Origin of the sequence: Stenotrophomonas maltophilia (genome assembly GCF_003970865.1) — a bacterium.
Taxonomy (GTDB): domain Bacteria; phylum Pseudomonadota; class Gammaproteobacteria; order Xanthomonadales; family Xanthomonadaceae; genus Stenotrophomonas; species Stenotrophomonas maltophilia_AR.
The window spans coordinates 20,237-39,754 of sequence record NZ_RXLZ01000038.1 but is presented as its reverse complement, the minus strand read 5'-3'; the positions used below and the strand labels follow the sequence as shown (position 1 = coordinate 39,754).

General features: G+C 65.5%; 19 protein-coding genes. 11 read left to right on the top strand and 8 right to left on the bottom strand.

The window, feature by feature from the left end; translation table 11 throughout:
• The first annotated feature begins 22 nt into the window (after window positions 1-22).
• From atpB to EKL94_RS13690, 9 genes are all read left to right on the top strand, one after another.
• The gene (gene atpB, locus EKL94_RS13730) at window positions 23-823 is read left to right on the top strand and encodes a F0F1 ATP synthase subunit A (RefSeq protein WP_010481316.1); all 801 of its coding nucleotides are present in this window, start codon (window positions 23-25) and stop codon (window positions 821-823) included.
• A gap of 73 nt (window positions 824-896) precedes the next feature.
• Window positions 897-1,202: a F0F1 ATP synthase subunit C gene (gene atpE, locus EKL94_RS13725; protein WP_005411133.1), complete on the top strand. Its 306-nt coding sequence runs from the start codon at window positions 897-899 to the stop codon at window positions 1,200-1,202.
• A gap of 106 nt (window positions 1,203-1,308) precedes the next feature.
• Window positions 1,309-1,779 carry a F0F1 ATP synthase subunit B gene (locus EKL94_RS13720; RefSeq protein WP_005419512.1) on the top strand — a complete coding sequence of 157 codons (471 nt, stop codon included), beginning with the start codon at window positions 1,309-1,311 and terminating at the stop codon, window positions 1,777-1,779.
• A gap of 2 nt (window positions 1,780-1,781) precedes the next feature.
• Window positions 1,782-2,309: a F0F1 ATP synthase subunit delta gene (locus EKL94_RS13715; RefSeq protein WP_032129048.1), complete on the top strand. Its 528-nt coding sequence runs from the start codon at window positions 1,782-1,784 to the stop codon at window positions 2,307-2,309.
• A 44-nt stretch (window positions 2,310-2,353) separates the two neighbouring features.
• The gene (gene atpA / locus EKL94_RS13710; protein WP_014038567.1) at window positions 2,354-3,901 is read left to right on the top strand and encodes a F0F1 ATP synthase subunit alpha; all 1,548 of its coding nucleotides are present in this window, start codon (window positions 2,354-2,356) and stop codon (window positions 3,899-3,901) included.
• A gap of 97 nt (window positions 3,902-3,998) precedes the next feature.
• Window positions 3,999-4,862: a F0F1 ATP synthase subunit gamma gene (atpG, locus tag EKL94_RS13705; protein ID WP_126929499.1), complete on the top strand. Its 864-nt coding sequence runs from the start codon at window positions 3,999-4,001 to the stop codon at window positions 4,860-4,862.
• A 38-nt stretch (window positions 4,863-4,900) separates the two neighbouring features.
• Complete coding sequence (gene atpD, locus EKL94_RS13700) at window positions 4,901-6,307, top strand: F0F1 ATP synthase subunit beta (RefSeq protein ID WP_032129045.1); 1,407 nt, start codon at window positions 4,901-4,903, stop codon at window positions 6,305-6,307.
• 113 nt (window positions 6,308-6,420) lie between these two features.
• Window positions 6,421-6,843 (top strand): F0F1 ATP synthase subunit epsilon, encoded by a 423-nt coding sequence (locus EKL94_RS13695; protein WP_005419509.1) that lies wholly within the window; start codon window positions 6,421-6,423, stop codon window positions 6,841-6,843.
• A 177-nt stretch (window positions 6,844-7,020) separates the two neighbouring features.
• Entirely contained in the window at window positions 7,021-9,165 is a 2,145-nt protein-coding gene (locus EKL94_RS13690; RefSeq protein WP_260473428.1) for a putative glycosyltransferase family protein, read from the top strand.
• A gap of 5 nt (window positions 9,166-9,170) precedes the next feature.
• Here the strand turns inward: EKL94_RS13690 and EKL94_RS13685 are convergent, their stop codons facing one another.
• The gene (locus tag EKL94_RS13685; protein WP_126929498.1) at window positions 9,171-9,554 is read right to left on the bottom strand and encodes a GtrA family protein; all 384 of its coding nucleotides are present in this window, start codon (window positions 9,552-9,554) and stop codon (window positions 9,171-9,173) included.
• A gap of 83 nt (window positions 9,555-9,637) precedes the next feature.
• On the opposite strand from EKL94_RS13685, the gene glmU reads away from it, so the two are divergent.
• Together glmU and EKL94_RS13675 are read left to right on the top strand one after the other, a co-directional pair.
• Complete coding sequence (gene glmU / locus EKL94_RS13680; protein ID WP_126929497.1) at window positions 9,638-11,005, top strand: bifunctional UDP-N-acetylglucosamine diphosphorylase/glucosamine-1-phosphate N-acetyltransferase GlmU; 1,368 nt, start codon at window positions 9,638-9,640, stop codon at window positions 11,003-11,005.
• Window positions 10,974-11,507: a GNAT family N-acetyltransferase gene (locus tag EKL94_RS13675; protein WP_126929496.1), complete on the top strand. Its 534-nt coding sequence runs from the start codon at window positions 10,974-10,976 to the stop codon at window positions 11,505-11,507. Before glmU ends, EKL94_RS13675 begins: the two co-directional genes overlap by 32 nt.
• A gap of 47 nt (window positions 11,508-11,554) precedes the next feature.
• Here EKL94_RS13675 and EKL94_RS13670 read toward each other — a convergent pair whose 3' ends face one another.
• The 7 genes from EKL94_RS13670 to EKL94_RS13640 form a co-directional block, all read right to left on the bottom strand.
• Entirely contained in the window at window positions 11,555-12,907 is a 1,353-nt protein-coding gene (locus EKL94_RS13670) for a sensor histidine kinase (protein ID WP_010481333.1), read from the bottom strand.
• Window positions 12,904-14,250 carry a sigma-54-dependent transcriptional regulator gene (locus tag EKL94_RS13665; protein WP_126929495.1) on the bottom strand — a complete coding sequence of 449 codons (1,347 nt, stop codon included), beginning with the start codon at window positions 14,248-14,250 and terminating at the stop codon, window positions 12,904-12,906. Before EKL94_RS13665 ends, EKL94_RS13670 begins: the two co-directional genes overlap by 4 nt.
• Before the next feature lie 123 nt (window positions 14,251-14,373).
• Window positions 14,374-14,751, bottom strand: coding sequence for a PDZ domain-containing protein (locus EKL94_RS13660; protein ID WP_185830034.1), 378 nt, complete (start codon window positions 14,749-14,751; stop codon window positions 14,374-14,376).
• Window positions 14,752-14,767: 16 nt separating this feature from the next.
• The gene (locus EKL94_RS13655; protein WP_126929493.1) at window positions 14,768-15,985 is read right to left on the bottom strand and encodes an ABC transporter permease; all 1,218 of its coding nucleotides are present in this window, start codon (window positions 15,983-15,985) and stop codon (window positions 14,768-14,770) included.
• Window positions 15,986-16,005: 20 nt separating this feature from the next.
• Window positions 16,006-17,304, bottom strand: a complete 1,299-nt coding sequence (locus EKL94_RS13650) for an ABC transporter permease (RefSeq protein ID WP_126929492.1) — start codon at window positions 17,302-17,304, stop codon at window positions 16,006-16,008.
• Between the two features lie 10 nt (window positions 17,305-17,314).
• Window positions 17,315-18,040: an ABC transporter ATP-binding protein gene (locus tag EKL94_RS13645; RefSeq protein WP_032129038.1), complete on the bottom strand. Its 726-nt coding sequence runs from the start codon at window positions 18,038-18,040 to the stop codon at window positions 17,315-17,317.
• A gap of 35 nt (window positions 18,041-18,075) precedes the next feature.
• The gene (locus tag EKL94_RS13640; RefSeq protein WP_126929491.1) at window positions 18,076-19,353 is read right to left on the bottom strand and encodes an efflux RND transporter periplasmic adaptor subunit; all 1,278 of its coding nucleotides are present in this window, start codon (window positions 19,351-19,353) and stop codon (window positions 18,076-18,078) included.
• Between the last annotated feature and the right edge of the window lie 165 nt (window positions 19,354-19,518).

Genomic DNA, 19,518 nt, shown 5'->3' with positions numbered 1-19,518 from the left:
ATTAACTGAAGGTTCCGGACACATGGCGGGCGAGGCTCTAACCCCTACCAGCTACATCCAGCATCACCTGCACAACCTGACCGCGCCGGTCGGCAAGGGTGAGGGTATGTTCTGGCATATCCACGTCGATACCTTCCTCACCGCGGTCCTGATGGGCCTGGTGATCGTGGTCGCGTTCTGGCTGGGGACCCGCAAGGCCACCGCCGGCGTGCCGGGCAAGTGGCAGGCCTTCGTCGAGATCTGCCTGGAGTTCGTCGACCGCCAGGCCAAGGACACCTACCACGGCAAGAGCAAGCTGGTCACGCCGATCGCCATCACGATCTTCTTCTGGATCCTGTTGATGAATCTGCTGAAGATGATCCCGGCCGATTTCATCGCCAAGCCGCTGGAATGGGTGGGCGTGCACTACTGGAAGCCGGTCCCGACCGCTGACGTCAACGCCACCCTGGGCATGGCCATCAGCGTGTTCTTCCTGATGCTGTTCTTCGCGCTCAAGTCCAAGGGCCTGGGCGGCTTCATCAAGGAATTCCTGACGGCGCCGTTCGGCAAGTGGATGATGCCGTTCAACCTGATCCTCAACATCGTCGAGTGGCTGAGCAAGCCGATCTCGCTGGCGATGCGACTGTTCGGCAACATGTTCGGCGGCGAAATCGTGTTCCTGCTGATCTGGGTGCTGGGTGGTGCCGGTTTCTTCGGTGCCATTGCCGGTGGTGTGTTCGGCCTCGGCTGGATGCTGTTCCACCTGCTGGTGATCCCGCTGCAGGCCTTCATCTTCATGATGCTGTCGATCGTGTACCTGAGCCTGTCGGAAGACGCTCACTGAGTTTCAAGCTTCAACGCGTTTCAACCTTCATCCGTTTCATCACCCTTAGCAACTTAAGTTCCTGGAGATAACCATGTACTTCGCCGTCCTGACCAACTTCGCGCAGATTCAGAGCTCCACCGCCCTTGCCGTCGGCATCATGATCGGCCTGGCCGCGCTGGGCGCCGGTCTGGGTCTGGCCATCATGGCTGGTAAGTTCCTGGAGTCGGCCGCCCGCCAGCCGGAACTGATCCCGGTCCTGCAGGTCCGCATGTTCATCACCGCCGGCCTGATCGACGCCGCGTTCATCATCTCGGTCGCCGTCGGCCTGCTGCTGGCCTTCGCCAACCCGCTGTCGGCTGCCTTTGCTGGCGCCGTCACCAAGGCTCTGGCCGGCTGATACAGCGGTTTGAGACGACCGGGTGCTGATGCACCCGGTTTCGGATGAAGGCCGGATGTGCCGCTTCGGCGGCACGTCCACCCCGAAACCAGCGATCGAGCTAACCATGAATATCAATTTCACCCTTCTTGCGCAGGCGCTCGCCTTCGCTGGTCTGATCTGGATCATCGCGACCAAGATCTGGCCGCCGCTGATGAACGCGATCGAAGAGCGCCAGCAGAAGATTGCTGAAGGCCTCGCTGCTGCTGACCGCAGCCAGAAAGATCTGGCCCAGGCGCAGGAGAAGGTCAACGAAGCGCTGAAGGAAGCACGCACCAAGGCCAACGAGATCATCGATCAGGCCCACGCACGTGCCAACCAGATCGTTGATGCTGCCCGTAACGAAGCGATCACCGAAGCCACCCGTCAGAAGGAACTGGCCCAGGCTGAAATCGACGCCGCCGCCAACCGTGCCCGTGAAGATCTGCGCAAGCAGGTGTCCGCGCTGGCCGTGACCGGTGCCGAAAAGCTGCTCAAGCGCGAAATCGACGCCAACGCCCACAAGGCGCTGCTCGACGAGCTGGCCTCGGAGATCTAAGGATGAGCCAGGCCCTCACGCTTGCCCGCCCGTACGCCCGCGCCGCGTTCGCGACCGCGCGCGACGAAGGCGCGTTCGCGCCGTGGTCGGACGCCCTGGCGTTCTCCGCCCACGTCGCCGCCGATCCGCGCGTGGCGGCCCTGCTCGCCAACCCGGAGCTGGGTCGTGACGACGCCGTCGCCCTGCTGGCGCCGGTGTCCCACGGCGAGACCTACTCGCGCTTCCTGGCCATCCTGGCCGAATCGCATCGTCTGCCGCTGCTGCCGGAAATCTCCGGCATGTTCGACGCCCTGCGCGCTGAAGCCGAGCACGTGGTCAAGGCCACCGTGACCTCGGCTTCCGAGCTGTCGGCCGGAGAGCTGGACGCGATCAAGGTTGCGCTGCGCAAGCGCTTCAACCGCGAGGTCGACGTGACCACCGCGGTCGATGCTTCGCTGATCGGCGGCGCCGTGATCGACGCCGGCGACGTGGTCATCGATGGTTCGCTGAAGGGCAAGCTGGCCCGTCTGCAGACCGCGCTCGCTAACTGAATTCATTTAACGTCCGGCCCCGCTGCCGGCACTAGGACTTGACGATGGCAACCACGCTCAACCCCTCCGAAATCAGCGAACTGATCAAGAACCGCATCGAGAAGGTCAAGCTGGCCGCGGAATCGCGCAACGAAGGCACCGTGACCAGCGTGTCCGACGGCATCGTGCGCATCTTCGGTCTGGCCGACGTGATGCAGGGCGAAATGATCGAACTGCCGAACAACACCTTCGCCCTGGCCCTGAACCTGGAGCGCGACTCGGTCGGCGCCGTGGTCCTGGGTGACTACGAAAACCTGCGCGAAGGCGACGTCGCCAAGACCACCGGCCGCATCCTGGAAGTGCCGGTGGGTCCGGAACTGCTGGGCCGCGTCGTGAACGCGCTGGGCGAGCCGATCGACGGCAAGGGCCCGCTGGGCACCGACCTGACCGCTCCGGTGGAGCGCGTTGCTCCGGGCGTGATCTGGCGCAAGTCGGTCGACCAGCCGGTGCAGACCGGTTACAAGTCGGTCGACTCGATGATCCCGATCGGCCGTGGCCAGCGCGAGCTGATCATCGGTGACCGCCAGACCGGCAAGACCGCGATGGCGATCGATGCGGTGATCAACCAGAAGGGCACCGGCATCAAGTGCGTGTACGTTGCGATCGGCCAGAAGGCTTCGACCATCGCCAACATCGTGCGCAAGCTGGAAGAGAACGGTGCGCTGGCCCACACCATCGTGGTGGCCGCGACCGCTTCCGAATCGGCTGCCATGCAGTACATCAGCGCCTACTCGGGCTGCACCATGGGTGAGTACTTCATGGACCGCGGCGAAGACGCGCTGATCGTGTACGACGATCTGTCCAAGCAGGCCGTCGCCTACCGCCAGATCTCGCTGCTGCTGAAGCGCCCGCCGGGCCGTGAAGCCTACCCGGGTGACGTGTTCTACCTGCACTCCCGTCTGCTCGAGCGCGCTGCCCGCGTGTCCGAGGAATACGTCGAGAAGTTCACCGAAGGCAAGGTCACCGGCAAGACCGGTTCGCTGACCGCGCTGCCGATCATCGAAACCCAGGCCGGCGACGTGTCCGCCTTCGTTCCGACCAACGTGATCTCGATCACCGACGGCCAGATCTTCCTGGAAACCGACCTGTTCAACGCCGGCATCCGCCCGGCCGTGAACGCCGGTATCTCGGTGTCGCGCGTCGGTGGCTCGGCCCAGACCAAGATCATCAAGAAGCTGTCGGGCGGCATCCGCATCTCGCTGGCCCAGTACCGCGAGCTGGCTGCGTTCGCGCAGTTCGCCTCGGACCTGGACGAAGCGACCCGCAAGCAGCTGGAGCGTGGCCAGCGCGTCACCGAGCTGATGAAGCAGAAGCAGTACGCGCCGATGTCGATCGCCAACCAGGCGCTGTCGATCTACGCCGTCAACGAGGGTTACCTCGACGACGTGCCGGTCAACAAGCTGCTGGCGTTCGAAGAAGGCCTGCACGCCCACTTCGCCAACACCCAGGGCGAGCTGATCAGCAAGGTCAACGCCACTGGCGGTTGGGACAACGATATCGAAGGTGCCTTCAAGAAGGGCATCGCCGAGTTCAAGACCACCGGCAGCTGGTAATCGCGGTCCTGTAGAGCGGAGCCGCTGGCTCCGCTGGACCAGATGACAAACGGTTGAACAACGCGGGGCATCAGCCCCGCGCCACGGGAAACAAGAGATGGCAAGCGGACGCGAAATCAAAACCAAGATCAAGAGCGTGCAGAACACCCGCAAGGTGACGCGCGCCCTGGAAATGGTCTCGGCCTCCAAGATCCGCAAGGCGCAGGATCGGATGAAGACCTCGCGTCCGTACGCGCAGGCGATGAAGCAGGTGATCGGTCACCTGGCCCAGGCCAGCACCGACTACCAGCATCCGTTCCTGGTCGAGCGCGAGCAGGTCAAGCGGGTCGGTTTCATCGTGATCTCCTCCGATCGCGGCCTGGCCGGCGGCCTGAACAACAACCTGTTCCGCAAGATGCTGGGCGAAGCCAAGGCATGGCAGGACAAGGGTGCGGAAGTGGACCTGGTGACCATCGGCCAGAAGGCATCGACCTTCTTCCGCCGCGTGAAGGTCAACATGGTCGGCAGCGTGACCCACATCGGCGACGTGCCGAAGCTGGAGTCGCTGATCGGTGTGATCAAGGTCATGCTCGACGCCTTCACCGAAGGCAAGGTCGACCGCGTGTACCTGGTCTACAACCGCTTCGTGAACACCATGACGCAGAGGGCCAGCTTCGATCAGCTGCTGCCGCTGCCGCCGGCTGAGAAGCAGGTCGCTCACCACGACTGGGATTACCTGTACGAACCCGATGCCGCGACCGTGCTCGAGCACGTGATGACGCGTTACATCGAGTCGCTGGTGTACCAGGCGCTGCTGGAAAACGTTGCCTCCGAACATGCCGCACGCATGGTCGCGATGAAGGCGGCGAGCGACAACGCCAACAAGCTGATCGGTGAGCTGCAGCTGGTCTACAACAAGGCACGCCAGGCAGCGATCACCCAGGAAATCTCCGAAATCGTCGGCGGCGCGGCAGCAGTCTGACCGCGTTCGTTCAAAGCACACATTTAGAGGATGCAGCAATGAGTCAGGGCAAGATCGTTCAGATCATCGGCGCGGTCGTCGACGTCGAATTCCCGCGTGAGTCGGTGCCGAAGGTGTATGACGCACTGAAGGTCGACAACACCGAAATCACCCTCGAAGTCCAGCAGCAGCTGGGCGACGGCGTGGTGCGTACCATCGCCCTCGGTTCCACCGACGGCCTGAAGCGCAACCTGGTGGCCACCAACACCGACCGCGGCATTTCCGTGCCGGTCGGCGCTGGCACCCTGGGCCGCATCATGGACGTGCTGGGCCGTCCGATCGACGAAGCCGGCCCGGTGGCCGCCAGCGACAGCTGGGAAATCCACCGTGCGGCCCCGTCGTACGAAGACCAGTCCCCGGCCACCGAGCTGCTGGAAACCGGCATCAAGGTCATCGACCTGATGTGCCCGTTCGCCAAGGGCGGCAAGGTCGGCCTGTTCGGCGGCGCCGGCGTCGGCAAGACCGTCAACATGATGGAACTGATCAACAACATCGCCAAGGCGCACAGCGGTCTGTCCGTGTTCGCCGGCGTGGGTGAGCGTACCCGTGAGGGCAACGACTTCTACCACGAAATGAAGGACTCCAACGTCCTCGACAAGGTGGCGATGGTGTACGGCCAGATGAACGAGCCGCCGGGCAACCGTCTGCGCGTCGCCCTGACCGGCCTGACCATGGCCGAGTACTTCCGCGACGAGAAGGACGAAAACGGCAAGGGTAAGGACGTCCTGCTGTTCGTCGACAACATCTACCGCTACACCCTGGCCGGTACCGAAGTGTCGGCACTGCTGGGCCGTATGCCGTCCGCCGTGGGTTACCAGCCGACCCTGGCCGAGGAAATGGGCGTCCTGCAGGAGCGCATCACCTCGACCAAGAACGGTTCGATCACCTCGATCCAGGCCGTCTACGTTCCCGCGGATGACCTGACCGACCCGTCGCCGGCGACCACCTTCGCCCACCTGGACTCGACCGTCACCCTGTCGCGTTCGATCGCCTCGCTGGGTATCTACCCGGCCGTCGATCCGCTGGACTCCACCAGCCGCCAGATGGACCCGCTGGTCATCGGCCACGAGCACTACGACACCGCCCAGCGCGTCCAGCAGACCTTGCAGAAGTACAAGGAACTGAAGGACATCATCGCGATCCTGGGCATGGACGAACTGTCCGAAGAGGACAAGCAGGCCGTGTCGCGCGCCCGTAAGATCGAGCGCTTCTTCAGCCAGCCGTTCCACGTGGCCGAAGTGTTCACCGGTTCGCCGGGCAAGTACGTGCCGCTGAAGGACACCATCCGTGGCTTCAAGGCCATCGTCGATGGCGAGTACGACCACCTGCCGGAGCAGGCGTTCTACATGGTCGGCGGCATCGAAGAAGCGGTCGAGAAGGCCAAGAAGATGGCCGAGAAGGCCTGATCCGGGACGGGCGGGAGCGATCCTGCCCGACCTGACGCCGGCGCCGGGCAACCGCCCGCGCCGGTGGACTCCCACGGTGGCATTGCGCCGCCGCGAACAGCGAAGAGATTTGCATGAGCACGATCCGTTGCGACATCGTCAGCGCCGAGCAGGAAATCTTCCGTGGCGAAGCGACCCTGGTCGTGGCTACCGGTGAGCTGGGCGAACTGGGCATCGCGCCCAAGCACGCGCCGCTGATCACCCGCCTGAAGCCGGGCAAGGTGGTGGTGACCACGCCGAACGGCGAGCAGCTGGATTTCGCCATTTCCGGCGGCATCCTGGAAGTGCAGCCGCAGGTGGTGACCGTGCTGGCCGACACCGCGATCCGCGCGCAGGACATCGACGAAGCCTCGGTCCGCAAGGCCAAGGAAGAAGCCGAGCGCATCCTGGCCAACCGCGGCGAGGCGATGGAAGTGGCTGAAGCCCAGCAGAAGCTGGCTGAAGCTGTCGTCCAGCTGCAGGCGCTGGAGCGCCTGCGCAAGAACCTCAAGCACTGACACGTGCTCGGGAACCATCGGCAGCAATGCCGGTAGTGATGGAAGATCGCCGGCTCAGTGCCGGCGATTTTCGTTGAGGAGAAGGGAGGCATGCACGGAATGCAGTACGCATCGACCACGAGCATCGGCGCCACGGATGCAGCCCGCTCCCGATGGGCCCGGCCTGAAACGCTGTGGGTGGCAAGCTGGCTGCTGCTGTGCCTGCCGTGGCTGATCGGTACCAAGGTCATTCCGTACGACACCGTGCAGCAGTTCTTCCCGGCGGTCAGTTTCAGTGCCGAGCAGCTTCGGAACCTGCAGGCCCCTTGGTGGAATCCCTACCTGTTCGGTGGCTATCCGCAGATCGCCGATCCGCAGATGATGACGCTGCAGCCGACCATGGTCCTGCCGATGCTGCTGGCGCCGGCGTCGTTGCATCTGTTCACCGTGGTGGTGCTGCTGCATGTGCTGGCGGGTGGCTTCGGCGCGCTGCGCCTGGCGCGTTCATTCGGTCTTTCTGCACCCGCACAGTGGTTCTTTGCGATGGTGCTGATGTTCGGTGCGGTGGCAGCCTCCCGCCTGCAGCACACGCCGATGATCGTCAGCTACAGCCTGCTTCCCTGGATCTGGCTGGGCCTGTCGAATGTTCGGAACCAGGGCTGCGCGCGTGACGTGCTGCTGGCGGGACTTGCAGGAGGCCTGTGTGCGCTGCAGCTGACCCAGGTGACCTATTTCATCATCCTGGCGTGTGCCGTGTACGCCGTAGGTGCAGTGCTTTGGGCAAGGGGCAAGCGACTCCGCCTCACATTGCAGCTGTCTGCGGTCGCCCTGATCGCCGCCGCAGTAAGCGCCCCCCAGTGGCTTTCCACATTGGCCTGGCTGGGTGACACCAATCGTGATGGCATGACCCTGGAGACGGCGCTGGCCGGTGCGATGCACTGGCAGGGACTGGTGACACTGCTTTCGGGAAATGTGTTCTCGCAGGTACGTGGGACGAGCTGGTCCTTCGGCGACATCAGCACGGACTACCTCTATTTCGGCGCGGTGCCACTGGCGCTGTGGCTGGCCTGGGGCGGCAGCGTTGTGCACAGGCAGCGACGCGCCACCTGTTTGGCGCTCGGTGTACTGCTGTTGACGACGCTGGTCGCCCTGGGTGACGTCACTCCGCTGTTCGCGTGGCTCTTCAGCGGGTTGCCGGGTCTTGATCTGTTCCGGCGGCCCTCCGATGCGCTGTTCCTTGCGGTACCGGCAGCGGCCTGGCTGGGGGCACAGGCGTTGCAGATTGCGTTGGAGAAGCGCGCACTGCGCCCGCACCGGGTGTCGTTGGGGGTGGTCGTTGTCCTCGTGTCCGTTGCCTCCTGGCTGGCCGTGAGCCACGGGCATCTGGACGCCTTCGCGTGGTTGGCGGCCAGTGCCGGCATCGGCATTGCCGCAGTACAGCTGCTGCGCCAGCACCCGGCTCCGATGCACTGGCTGATCGCACTGGTCGTGTTCGACATGCTGCTGTTCAACGTGGGAGCACGTTTCAATACATCGGGTGCCCGTCCGCCGGTAATGACGGCCGAGCGCAATGGCGCCACGCAGCGGGCCTATACGCTGCTCGCTGCCGAGCGGCATGCAGGCCGCCTGCCCGAGCGCGCCATCGTTTTCGGCATCGGCGTGCTGACCAATGGCGCGGCCGTGCACGCGATTCCACTGGCCAATGGCTACAACCCGTTGCTGTCCAGTGACTACCAGCAGATGGTCGGCATGCCGACGGAGCCCGTGGCTGCCTTCCAGCAGAAGGCGACGACCCCTTGGGCGCCAGACATGGACGCCCCCGTGTACGACCTGCTGGGGGTCCGCTGGCTGCTGTCACCGGAGCCGTTTGCAGGGTCTCATGACCAGGGCAGCGACGTGCAGTTGGCGCTGCGCGGGAGTGTGCTGCCGCGTACGCTCAACCCGCAACGGGTGCAGCGGCACATTGAACGCCTGCCACCGGCCGCTGAGTTCAACCAGACGGACTTCAGCCAGGTGGTCTGGCTGCCCACCGGGCAGCAGACGGACTGCCCTGAACGTGAGGCGGGCCGGCTGAAGGTGCTCTCGCAGGCCTATCAGCCCGGAAGGATCGCCCTTGACGTGGACGCCGAGCATCCGGCGTGGCTGGTGATCAATGAGGTGACCGCCCAGGGTTGGCAGGCCCGGTTGGATGGCGGAGCGTCGTTGCCGCTGATGCGTGCCAACGGGCTCTTTCACGCGGTGTGCGTGCCTGCGGGGCGGCATCGCGTGGAACTTGGGTACAGCCCGCTGCAGCTGTGGCGGGATGGGCTGCCGAAGCGATTCGCGACGGGTGGTGCAGGCTGAAGGTCTCAGCGGAAGACCACATGGCGCAGCAGCAGGAAGGAGATCAAGGCGATCCCACCTTCGATCAGCGGCTTGGCCAGCCAGGCCCAATCCAATCCAAGGTGGCGGCTGGTCAAAGCGACCAGCACCGTGCTGGCAGTGGTAAGTACGGCCCAGATTCCCAGGAAACGTGAAAATCGACGCCAGCCAAGGCGCGCGTCACCTGCGTTGGCAAAGGTGTAACGGCCGTTGAGCCAGAAGCCCAGCAGCATCCCGGCCAGGCGACCGGCAATGTTGGCAGGCACCACCGGCAGGCCCAGCGCGGTCGCGGCGACGAACACCAGCCAGTCGAGCAGCAGCTGCACGAGCCCGATGATGAGATAGGTGCTTCCCTGGCGGACGAGGCCCATCAGTGTGGTGAAGGAGGTGGGATGCACATGTTAACGGCCCACGCTCTAGAATCATCGGCAACGAACCACGGACTGCCGTTTCCATGACCCAACCCCTGCACGTCATCATCCTCGCCGCTGGCGCGGGCAAGCGCATGAAGTCGGTGCTGCCGAAGGTGCTGCAGCCGATCGCCGGCCAGCCGATGCTGGCGCATGTGATCGATGCGGCCCGCGAACTGCAGCCCTCGGCGATCCACGTGGTCTACGGCCATGGTGGTGAAGCGGTGCGCCAGCACTTCGCCGACCAGCCCGACCTGCAATGGGCTGAACAGGCGCAGCAGCTGGGCACCGGCCATGCGGTGGCCCAGGCGATGCCGCAGGTGCCTGACGCCGCGCAGGTGCTTGTGCTGTACGGCGACGTGCCGCTGATCCGCGCGCAGACCCTGCGCGACCTGCTGGCACAGCCGGGTCGCCTGGCGGTGCTGGTCGCCGATGTCGATGACCCGACCGGCTATGGCCGCGTGCTGCGCGATGCCGAAGGCAAGGTCGGCTCGATCGTCGAACAGAAGGACGCTACCGACGACCAGCTGCGTGTGCGCACGATCAACACCGGCATCATTGCCGCCGAGTCGACCGCGCTGCGGCGCTGGCTGTCGCAGCTGTCCAACAGCAACGCGCAGGGCGAGTACTACCTGACCGACGTGTTCGCCTTTGCCGCGCACGAGTACACCCCGGCCGAGATGGCGCTGGTGACCGACGCGCAGGAAGCCGAAGGGGCGAACGATCCCTGGCAGCTTTCGCAGCTGGAGCGTGCCTGGCAGCGCCGCGCGGTTCGGGCCCTGTGCGCGCAGGGCGCGCGCGTGCGTGACCCGGCACGACTGGATATCCGTGGCACCGTCACTGTGGGCAGCGACGTGCTGATCGATGTCGACGTCGTTCTGGAAGGCAACATCGTGCTCGGCGACGGCGTCACCGTGGGCCCGTTCAACCGGCTGAAGGACGTCAATCTTGGCCCGGGCACCGAAGTGCGCGCGCATTGTGACCTGGAAGGCGTGGTCACCGAAGGTGCTGCGCTGGTGGGGCCGTTCGCGCGGCTGCGCCCGGGGACCGTGCTCGCCGACGGCGTGCATGTCGGCAACTTCGTCGAGACCAAGAAGGTCACCCTTGGTGTTGGCAGCAAGGCAAACCACCTGACCTACCTGGGCGACGCGGTGATCGGCAGCAAGGTGAACATCGGTGCCGGCACCATAACCTGCAACTACGACGGCGTGAACAAGTCGACCACCACCATCGGCGACAACGCCTTCATCGGCTCCAACAGCGCATTGGTGGCACCAGTGCTGATCGGTGAGGGCGCCACCATCGCTGCCGGTTCGGTCATCACCCGCAACGCCCCGGATGGCAAGCTGACACTGGCACGTGCACGACAGGAAACCATCGATGGCTGGAAGCGCCCGCTCAAGAAGTCCTGAGCCACGCATTCCGCATGCCGACGAACTGGGCATGCTGCCGGCAATTGAACAACGTGCCGGTGAACTGCTGAAGGATCACCAGGCCTACCCGGTATTTGCCGGGCATGGCCTGGACCTGCCGACGCTGCAGGATGGCCTTGAGCGCGAGCAGCTGTGGGTGGTGGATGCGGCTGACGGTGGTATCGCGGGTTACCTGCTGGCCGGTGAGCTTTGCGGTGAATTCCATGTGTTGCAGATGGACGTGGATCCCGCGCACGCGCGTCGCGGCCACGGCCGTGCATTGCTGCGCTATGCGCTGGCGCAGGCGAGGATGGACGGCTATGCAGCCGCGGTGCTGACCACGTTGTCCGATGTACCGTGGAATGCGGCCTTCTATGCCAGTGAAGGGTTCGAGGTAGTGCCCGAGGCGCAGTGGAATGACGGCCTGCGCGCAGTCATGGCCGAAGAGGCTGCGCTGGGGTTTCCAATGCATCTGCGGGTGGCGATGCGGCAAGTCTGGTAGGTGCCGACCTTGGTCGGCACATCCACGCATGGCGTGGATCTACCCGCTCAACCCACCGGCAACAGAATCGACACGCACAACCCGCCATCGCCGCGGTTCTGCAGTGATACCCGGCCGCCATGCGCTTCCACGATCTCGCGGGTCAAGGCCAAGCCCAGCCCGGTGCCATTGCGCTTGGTCGAATAGAACGGCATCAGCGCATTCTGCAGCACCTGCTCGTTCATGCCCTTGCCGCGATCCAGTACGTCCAGGCGCAGCCACTGCGGCAACCGCGTGAGTTGCACTTGTACGTCATCGTTCGGCGGCTCTGCTTCGGCGCAGGCTTCGTGCGCGTTCTTCAACAGGTTCAGCAGCGCCTGCCCGAACTGGGCGATGTCGATGCGGCTGCTCAGTTCCTCGTCCGGCTCGCGCTCCATGGTGAACGGGATCTGCTGGCGCAGGCTGGACAGGAAGGGGGCCCAGTGCACGGTCTGCAACTGCGGCTGCGGCAGCTTGGCGAAGCGCGCATAGCCGCGGATGAAGCCTTCCAGGTGGCGTGCGCGATCCTCGATGGTGGTAAAGATCTCGGGCAGCCGGTCAAAGCGCTCACGCTGCACCAGTACACCGCCGGAGTGGGCCAGCGAGGCAATCGGTGCCAGCGAGTTGTTCAGTTCGTGGCTGATCACCCGGATCACCTTCTTCCAGGTCTGAACTTCCTGGCGGCGCAGCTCGGCGGTCAGCAGACGCACCAGCAGCAGATCGTGCGGACGACCGTTGAGCTGGAAGGCGCGGCGCGAGAGGTGGTAGACCTGCTCGTCATCCTCATCGCCGTCCTCGCCCTCGGCATGCACCGCGAACAGGCTGTCACCGCCACGGGCGATGGCATCGCGCAATTCCACCGGCACCTGTTCCAGCACGTCCTCCAGGCGCTGGCCTTCCAGCTTCCAGCCGCCATGCAGCAGCTTGCGCGCGGCCAGATTGGAGAACACCACGCGGGCAATGCCATCACCGCCCGAGGCGATCAGCAGCATCGCCACCGGCGTGTTCTGCACCATCGTGTCCAGCAGCAGTTCGCGTTGCACCAGGCCCTGCCGCTGCTCACGCAGTACATCACCCAGTTCGCGGTGTGCCTGCACCAGGTCGCCGAGTTCGTCATTGCCGGGCCAGTGCACGCCGAAGTTGTATTCGCCGTCGCGATAGCTGCTGGTGGTGCCCGCCAGGGCCCGCATCAGTGACCGCACCGGGGCGGTTGCCCGGCGCAGGGTCCACCACATCAGCGACAGCAGGATCAACGCCGACACCGTGGTCACCACCCAACCATGGTCCATCCAGTAGGCCAGCAGCCACGGCAGTGCCGCAGCCAGTGCCAACACTGGCAGCAGGCGCAGGAACAGGCGGAAAGTGAACGAGCGCCGTTTCATTCGCGCGGGATACCGTGGCGGTCCATGCGCCGGTACAGCGCCTGGCGGCTCAGGCCGAGTTCGGCGGCGGCCTGGGCGATGACGCCATGGTTGCGCGCCAGTACGTCCTCGATGCGTGCGCGGTCGGGGTCATTGCCGGCACTGGGGGCCGGGCGCGGTGCGGCCGCTGCACGCGGCAGGTTGAGATCGGCCACTTCGATGCGGTTGCCGGTGGCCAGCAGTTCGGCGCGCTGGATCACGTTTCGCAGCTCGCGCACGTTGCCTGGCCACGGGTGTCGCTGCAGGGCGGCGGTGGCGGCGCTGGACAGGGGCTTGCCAGCGGTCAGGAAGCGCTCGGCCAGCGGCACGATGTCGCCCGGGCGTTCGGCCAGCGGCGGCAGCACCAGTTCCACCGTGTTGAGGCGGTAATAGAGGTCTTCGCGGAAGGTGCCGTCGCGGATCATCGCCGGTAGGTCGGCATTGGTCGCGCTGACCACGCGGACCTTGACCTGGCGCTCGCGGTTGGAACCCAGGCGCTCAAAGCGGCCGGTTTCCAGCACGCGCAGCAGCTTCATCTGCCCGCCCAGCGACAGGTTGCCGATCTCATCCAGGAACAGGGTGCCACCATCGGCGGCCTCGAACTTGCCTTCGCGCGCCTTGCTGGCGCCGGTATACGCACCGGCCTCGGCACCGAACAGTTCCGCTTCGATCAGTTCCGAGGGCAACGCGCCGCAGTTGACCGCCACGAATGGGCCCTTGGCCACCAGGGAATTGGCCTGGATGATCTGCGCGATCTTTTCCTTGCCGGCACCGTTCGCGCCGGTGATCAGTACCGGCAGTTCCGAGCGTGCGACCTGGCAGGCGAGGGCGATGACGCGCTCGCTGGCGGGGTCGGCGAAGACCGCGCCGCACAGGTCGTACTTCTCTTCCAGCGCGTTGCGCTGGCGCAGTTCACGGCTGCGGCGCCGGTCCAGTTCGCGGCGCGCCTCGGACAGTTCCAGCAGGTTGTTGACCGTGGTCATCAGCTTGCGGTCGTCCCAGGGCTTGGCCAGGTAGTCGGCCGCACCGGCCTTGACCAGGTCCACCGCGCTGCTGAGGTGGGTCCAGGCGGTCAGCAGGATCACCGGCAGATCGGGATGGCGTGCGCGGATCTGCGCGAACAGGGCCTCGCCTTCTTCGCCGGAGGTGGTGTCCTCGCTGAAGTTCATGTCCTGGATCACCAGGTCGACCGGCTGCGACTCGAGCAGGGCCAGCCCTTCGGACGGACTCTGCGCCTGCAGGGTGTCGATGTCGTGCAGGGAGAACAGCACGTCCAGCGCGGTACCCACGCTGGCGTTGTCGTCGATGATCAGGATCGCAGGCATCAAGCGGTTCTGCAGAAAGGGATGGGCGGCGCCGTTGGAGCCGTTCGTGTCCACGCACCGGGAGAGCCCGGCGCCACCCATCAAGCATAGCCAAACCCGTGGCTGTGCAGGAACGGCCCTCGCTCAGCGCCGGGGAGGCGCCGGGGGCGGTGGCGGCGCAGGTGGCGGCGGCACCTCCAGCGCCTGGCGCCAGGCTGCAGCGTCGACCGCCACCGTCAGTTCGCGCTTGTCGCGGCGCAGCAACAGATAGGCGGTGGCCGCGTGGGAATGGCGCAGTGCTTCGGCCAGATGTTCAACCCGGCGAACCGCCGTGTCGTCCACGCGGAGGATGCGATCGCCACTACGCACGCCGAAGCGCACTTCCGGGCTGGCGGCCTCCACGCGCACCTGGCCCTCCGTCGAGCGCAGCGACAGCCGCGCGGCATCCTGGCGCCATTCCAGTGTCTGCGCGCTGCCACCGCCGGCCAGCGCCGGCAGTGGCAGGAGCAGCATCAGGCACATCGCACAGGCACGCATCTCACGCGCTCCGCGTGGCGACCGCAGGCGGTACCGCCGCCGCACGCCGTGCCGGACCGAACACCGCGATCTGGCCCAGTACCCACAGCAGCAGCGCACCCAGCGGCAGGTAGTACAGCGGCATGCGCGGCAGCTCGTACAGGTTCATCAGGGCCAGGTTGATCGCGTAGGCCGCCAGCATGCCCAGCACGATGCCCAGCGAGGCCAGCAGGAAGTTCTCGGTCTGGAAGTAGCGCAGGATCTGCCCACGGGTCGCGCCCAGCGCACGGCGGATGCCGATCTGCTTGCTGCGCTGCTGCACCCAGAAGCTGGCCAGGCCGATGATGCCCAGCGCAGTAACCACCAGCAGCGAGATGCTGACGGTGATCAGCAGGCCGACCATCGCGCGGTCGTTCTTGAAGAAGTCCTTGCGCTGGTCTTCATAGGTCAGCTTGTCGCGCATCAGGCGGTTGGGGTCGTTGCGCTCCAGCGCGGCGGCACCAGCATCGAGCACCTCCTGGCGGCGTTCGGGCGAAGTGCGCAGCACATACGTGCCACCTTCGTCGAAGGTGCGCCGCATGGGCAGCAGCATCGAGTTGGTCCAGTTGTCATTCCAGCCATTGGGGGTGCTGAGCGTGTCGACGATGCCGACCACATGCAGCGGCTGCTTGCCCATGTAGAAGGTCTTGCCCAGCGCACTGCCGTTGGGTTCCATCTTGGCGGCGGTGGCCTGGGTGAGGATGATCGGAATCGCGTTCTGCTTGGCGCCGCCCTTGCTGGCGTCTTCGAAGTTCTGATACTCGTCGGGCAGGAAATCGCGGCCTGCGATCAGGTTGATGCCCATCGTGGCCAGCCCGTTCTCGGACAGGGTGTACATCGAGGCGTTGGTGGTCGGCCGTTCCTGGTCGATCACACGCGAGATGCTGCTGCTGGAGGAGCCGTTGCGGAAGGGGACCTGGTTGATGATGGTGACGTTGCTGACGCCGGGAATCGCGCGCAGCGACGCCAGGTCCTCGCGGGTGCGGGCCATGGCATCGGTCTGCTTGCCGATGCCACTGACGCGCAGCATCACCAGTTCGCTCTCTGCGATACCGCTGGGCATGCTGATCTTGTCCACGCGCTGGCTGACCAGGAACAGCGCGTTGCAGACGATGGCGCAGGTCAGTGCGACTTCCAGCACGATCAGGGCAGCGGCAGTCTTGTGCCGGCGCAGCGTGCTGAGGATGGGGCGGATGTCCATGGGAGTCCTCGTTCGGGTGCTTACTGCGACTTGAGCTGGATGGCCGGGGTGACCTGCATGGCGCGCCAGGCGGGCAGGAAACCGGCAGCAAGGCTGGCGAGCAGGGTCAGGCCCAGTGCGAGCAGCAGCATGTTGCCGTCCAAGTGGGCCAGCTTTGCGTATTCCACCGGTTGCTGGCGCACCGCGAACAGGCCAAGCAGGGCCAGGCCGATACCCAGCACGCCACCGACCACGCCGACCGCACCGGCCTCCACCAGGCACTGCAGGAAGATCTGGCCGCGGCTGGCACCGAGTGCACGGCGCACGCCGATCTCACCGCTGCGGCGCAGGAACTTGGCCAACAGCAGGCCTACCGTGTTGACCAGGCAGACACCCAGGAAGCCCAGCGCCAGCCACAGCTGCAGGCGCACGTCGCTGGGCACCGCACCATTGAAGTCCAGCCATTCCATCACGGTGCGCAGGCGCACGTTCGGCGGATGCTTGAAGCGGCCGGCCTCGCGCTGCTGGGTCGAATAGTTCTCCAGGTAGCGGCGGTAGTCGCCGGCCTTGGCCGGGTCCATTTCCACCCAGTACTGCAGCCACGCGCACGGTGCGTTGAGCGAGTAGCTGTTGCCGTCGGGGTTTTCGCCGAAGCAGTTCATGTTGCCGTTGTTGCCGAGCTTCAGGTCGAACGAGGTGGAGATCGGCAGCAGCAGGTCTTCGTTCTTGCCGTAGCTGCCCGTGGTCAGGTCGTAGAAGTGCGGCTCCGGGCTCCAATCCTTCATCACGCCGACGATGCGGTAACTCTGGCCTTCCATGCGCAGGTCGCGGCCCACGCTGTTGGCACCCTGGTACAGCTTGTCGTTGAGCGCCTTGGAGATGACCACCACGCGTGCGCGGCCTTCATCGTCCTCGCGCGTCCAGGGGCGGCCATACTGCATGGGCACCTCGAACATCGGGAAGAAGTCGGCCGAGGTCCAGCGGGTGTCGATGCTGAAGGGCTTGAGGGTGCTGTTGTCCGGTTCGATGGTGCCGCCGCCGCCGCTCATCAGCGCCTGGCGCTCGCCCTTGGCTTCGCGCAGCAGGGCTTCACCGTCGAAGCGGGTCAGCTGGGTTTCCGGCTCTTCGCCGGCGACATAGGCGCCGGTCGCGGCGTCGAGCTGCACGTAGAACAGGCGGTCGCTCTTGCCAGGAATCGGGTCGCCGGACAACACGTGGAACACGGTCAGCGTGGTCATGGAGGCGCCGATGCCGAGCGCGATGGCAACCACCATCAGCGCGGTCAGTATCTTGTTGCGGCGGAAGCTGCGCACCGCCAGTCGGGCGTAGTAGGCGAACATGGTCGGGCCCTCACTCGTTGACGGCGACGATGTGGCGCGGCGGGGTGGCCAGCACCGGCTCGCGGACCAGGTCGGTCACCTGACCATCGACGATGTGCACGTTGCGCTGCGCGCGCGCGGCCAGTTCCGGATCGTGGGTGACCATCACGATGGTGGTGCCGGCAGCGTTGATCTCTTCCAGCAGCTCCATCACGCCGCGGGCCATCTGCGTGTCTAGGTTGCCGGTTGGTTCGTCGGCCAGCAGCAGGCGCGGGCTGCCTGCCAGCGCACGCGCGATGGCCGCGCGCTGCTGCTGGCCACCCGACAGTTCATTCGGATAATGCTTCATGCGCGAGCCGAGGCCGACCTGGCTCAGCGCCTTCTCGATGCGTTCGCGGCGCTCGTTGGCGCTCATCTTCCGATAGCGCAACGGCACGTCGACGTTGTCGAACAGGTTCAGGTCGGGGATCAGGTTGAAGCCCTGGAAGATGAAACCGATCTTCTGGTTGCGCAGGCGGCTGCGGGCGTCGTCGCCCAGCGTGCTCACATCCTGGCCGTCCAGCATGTAGGTGCCGCTGGTGAAGGTTTCCAGCAGGCCGGCGATGTTGAGGAAGGTGGTCTTGCCGGAGCCGGACGGTCCGGTGACGGCGACGAACTCACCTTCCTTGACCTGCAGTTCCAGTGAGCGCAGTGCGTGGGTTTCTACCTGTTCGGTGCGGAAGACCTTGGCGACCGAACGCATTTCGAGCATGTACATGGGGTGTCCTCTCTCCAGGATTCAGGTATCAGGTATCAATTGACGGAGACGCGTTCGGCGTCCTTGAACAGGTCGCTGCCGGAGACCACGATGCGGTCGCCCGGCTGCACGCCCGACTTGATTTCCACTTCGCCCAGGCTGCTGACGCCCAGTTCCACCGGACGCCGCACCGCGGTACGGCCATCCATCACGTAGGCCACGCCGTTGCCCTGTTCGACGAACGGACCGCGCTCGACCTTCAGCACGTCCTTGCGGGTATCGAGCAGCACGCGCACCGACATCCGCTGGCTCTGGCGCAGGCCTTCCGGCTGCGCGCTGGCGAAGCGCACGCGGGCATTGACTTCGCCGTTGACCACTTCCGGCGACACCGCGCTGATCTCGCCCGGGAACGGCTGGCCGTTGCCGCCGGTCAGCTGTGCGGGCATGCCGATGGCCAGGTCACGGGCGAAGCTTTCCGGCACCTTGATCTCGACCACGAACTTGGACAGGTCGACCACGCCCAGCACCGGCGCATTGGCGGCCAGGTTGGTGGACTGGACGGCCTGTACCTGGCCGACCTGGCCATCGAACGGTGCACGCAGGGTCAGTGCATCGACCTGGCGCTGCACTTCAGCCACCACGGCCTTCTGGCGGTCGGCCAGCAGGCGCTTGTTGCGGGCATCCAGGTCGGCACCCTGGCTCTGCAGGCGTGCGTCGGTGGTGGCGTTGGCCAGGGTGATGTCGGCCTTCTTCAGCGAGTCCTTGGCCTTGGCCAGATCGATCTGCGGTACTGCACCGCCGTCGTAACCGCGCTGGTAGCGCTGCAGGTCGCGGTCGGCGGCCTGCCGCTCGATGGTGGCCTGGTCGGTTTCCTTGCGCGACTTGGCGCGTGCCAGGGTGGCGTCCAGCGCGGCGCGGCTGGCCTCGGCTTCCAGGCCGGCCAGGGTGGCCTGCTCCTGGGCCAGCTTGCTGCGCAGTTCCGGGCTGTCGATGACCGCCAGCTCCTGGTCCTTCTTGACCACGTCGCCGGCAACCACCTTCAGGTCCACGGTGCCGGCCGAGATGGCGTACAGGATCGGGCTGTTGGCGGCGATCACGCGGCCGTCGGCGGCGATGTCGCGGACCAGATCGCCGCGCTTCACTTCGGCGATGCGCACGCGGCTGCTGTCGAAGGAGCGGCTGGCGTTGGACCAGGCGTGCACGGCCCAGCCGATGCCGGCGAGCAGCACGACGGCGCCCAGTACCGGCCAGCGGTAGCGCTGCCAGTTGGCGCGGGTGGTGCCGGCCGGGGCGGAGGAAACGATCTGGTCCTGTGCGGAAGTGTCGCGGATCATCGGGTGCGTGCCTGACGGTGGTAGTCGGTACCAAGCACGTAGCGTGCCAACTTTATTCCCTTTTAGGTCAATGGGTTGGGAGGCACGTTGAAGTGTCCGGGTGTCCGCGGACACCTTTCCGGACACTTTCATTAAGCGGACAGGAGGGGGAGCGCGGGCCCGCAG

Bases quoted from the DNA above. Each gene is read 5' to 3' on its own strand.
- EKL94_RS13670 (WP_010481333.1), bottom strand. From the start codon at position 12,907: ATGAAACGGCGCTCGTTCACTTTCCGCCTGTTCCTGCGCCTGCTGCCA.
- atpD (WP_032129045.1), top strand. From the start codon at position 4,901: ATGAGTCAGGGCAAGATCGTTCAGATCATCGGCGCGGTCGTCGACGTC.
- EKL94_RS13655 (WP_126929493.1), bottom strand. From the start codon at position 15,985: ATGGACATCCGCCCCATCCTCAGCACGCTGCGCCGGCACAAGACTGCC.
- EKL94_RS13685 (WP_126929498.1), bottom strand. From the start codon at position 9,554: ATGGGCCTCGTCCGCCAGGGAAGCACCTATCTCATCATCGGGCTCGTG.
- atpB (WP_010481316.1), top strand. From the start codon at position 23: ATGGCGGGCGAGGCTCTAACCCCTACCAGCTACATCCAGCATCACCTG.
- atpG (WP_126929499.1), top strand. From the start codon at position 3,999: ATGGCAAGCGGACGCGAAATCAAAACCAAGATCAAGAGCGTGCAGAAC.
- EKL94_RS13645 (WP_032129038.1), bottom strand. From the start codon at position 18,040: ATGTACATGCTCGAAATGCGTTCGGTCGCCAAGGTCTTCCGCACCGAA.
- EKL94_RS13675 (WP_126929496.1), top strand. From the start codon at position 10,974: ATGGCTGGAAGCGCCCGCTCAAGAAGTCCTGAGCCACGCATTCCGCAT.
- atpA (WP_014038567.1), top strand. From the start codon at position 2,354: ATGGCAACCACGCTCAACCCCTCCGAAATCAGCGAACTGATCAAGAAC.
- atpE (WP_005411133.1), top strand. From the start codon at position 897: ATGTACTTCGCCGTCCTGACCAACTTCGCGCAGATTCAGAGCTCCACC.
- glmU (WP_126929497.1), top strand. From the start codon at position 9,638: ATGACCCAACCCCTGCACGTCATCATCCTCGCCGCTGGCGCGGGCAAG.
- EKL94_RS13720 (WP_005419512.1), top strand. From the start codon at position 1,309: ATGAATATCAATTTCACCCTTCTTGCGCAGGCGCTCGCCTTCGCTGGT.
- EKL94_RS13715 (WP_032129048.1), top strand. From the start codon at position 1,782: ATGAGCCAGGCCCTCACGCTTGCCCGCCCGTACGCCCGCGCCGCGTTC.
- EKL94_RS13695 (WP_005419509.1), top strand. From the start codon at position 6,421: ATGAGCACGATCCGTTGCGACATCGTCAGCGCCGAGCAGGAAATCTTC.
- EKL94_RS13650 (WP_126929492.1), bottom strand. From the start codon at position 17,304: ATGTTCGCCTACTACGCCCGACTGGCGGTGCGCAGCTTCCGCCGCAAC.
- EKL94_RS13640 (WP_126929491.1), bottom strand. From the start codon at position 19,353: ATGATCCGCGACACTTCCGCACAGGACCAGATCGTTTCCTCCGCCCCG.
- EKL94_RS13660 (WP_185830034.1), bottom strand. From the start codon at position 14,751: ATGTGCCTGATGCTGCTCCTGCCACTGCCGGCGCTGGCCGGCGGTGGC.
- EKL94_RS13665 (WP_126929495.1), bottom strand. From the start codon at position 14,250: ATGCCTGCGATCCTGATCATCGACGACAACGCCAGCGTGGGTACCGCG.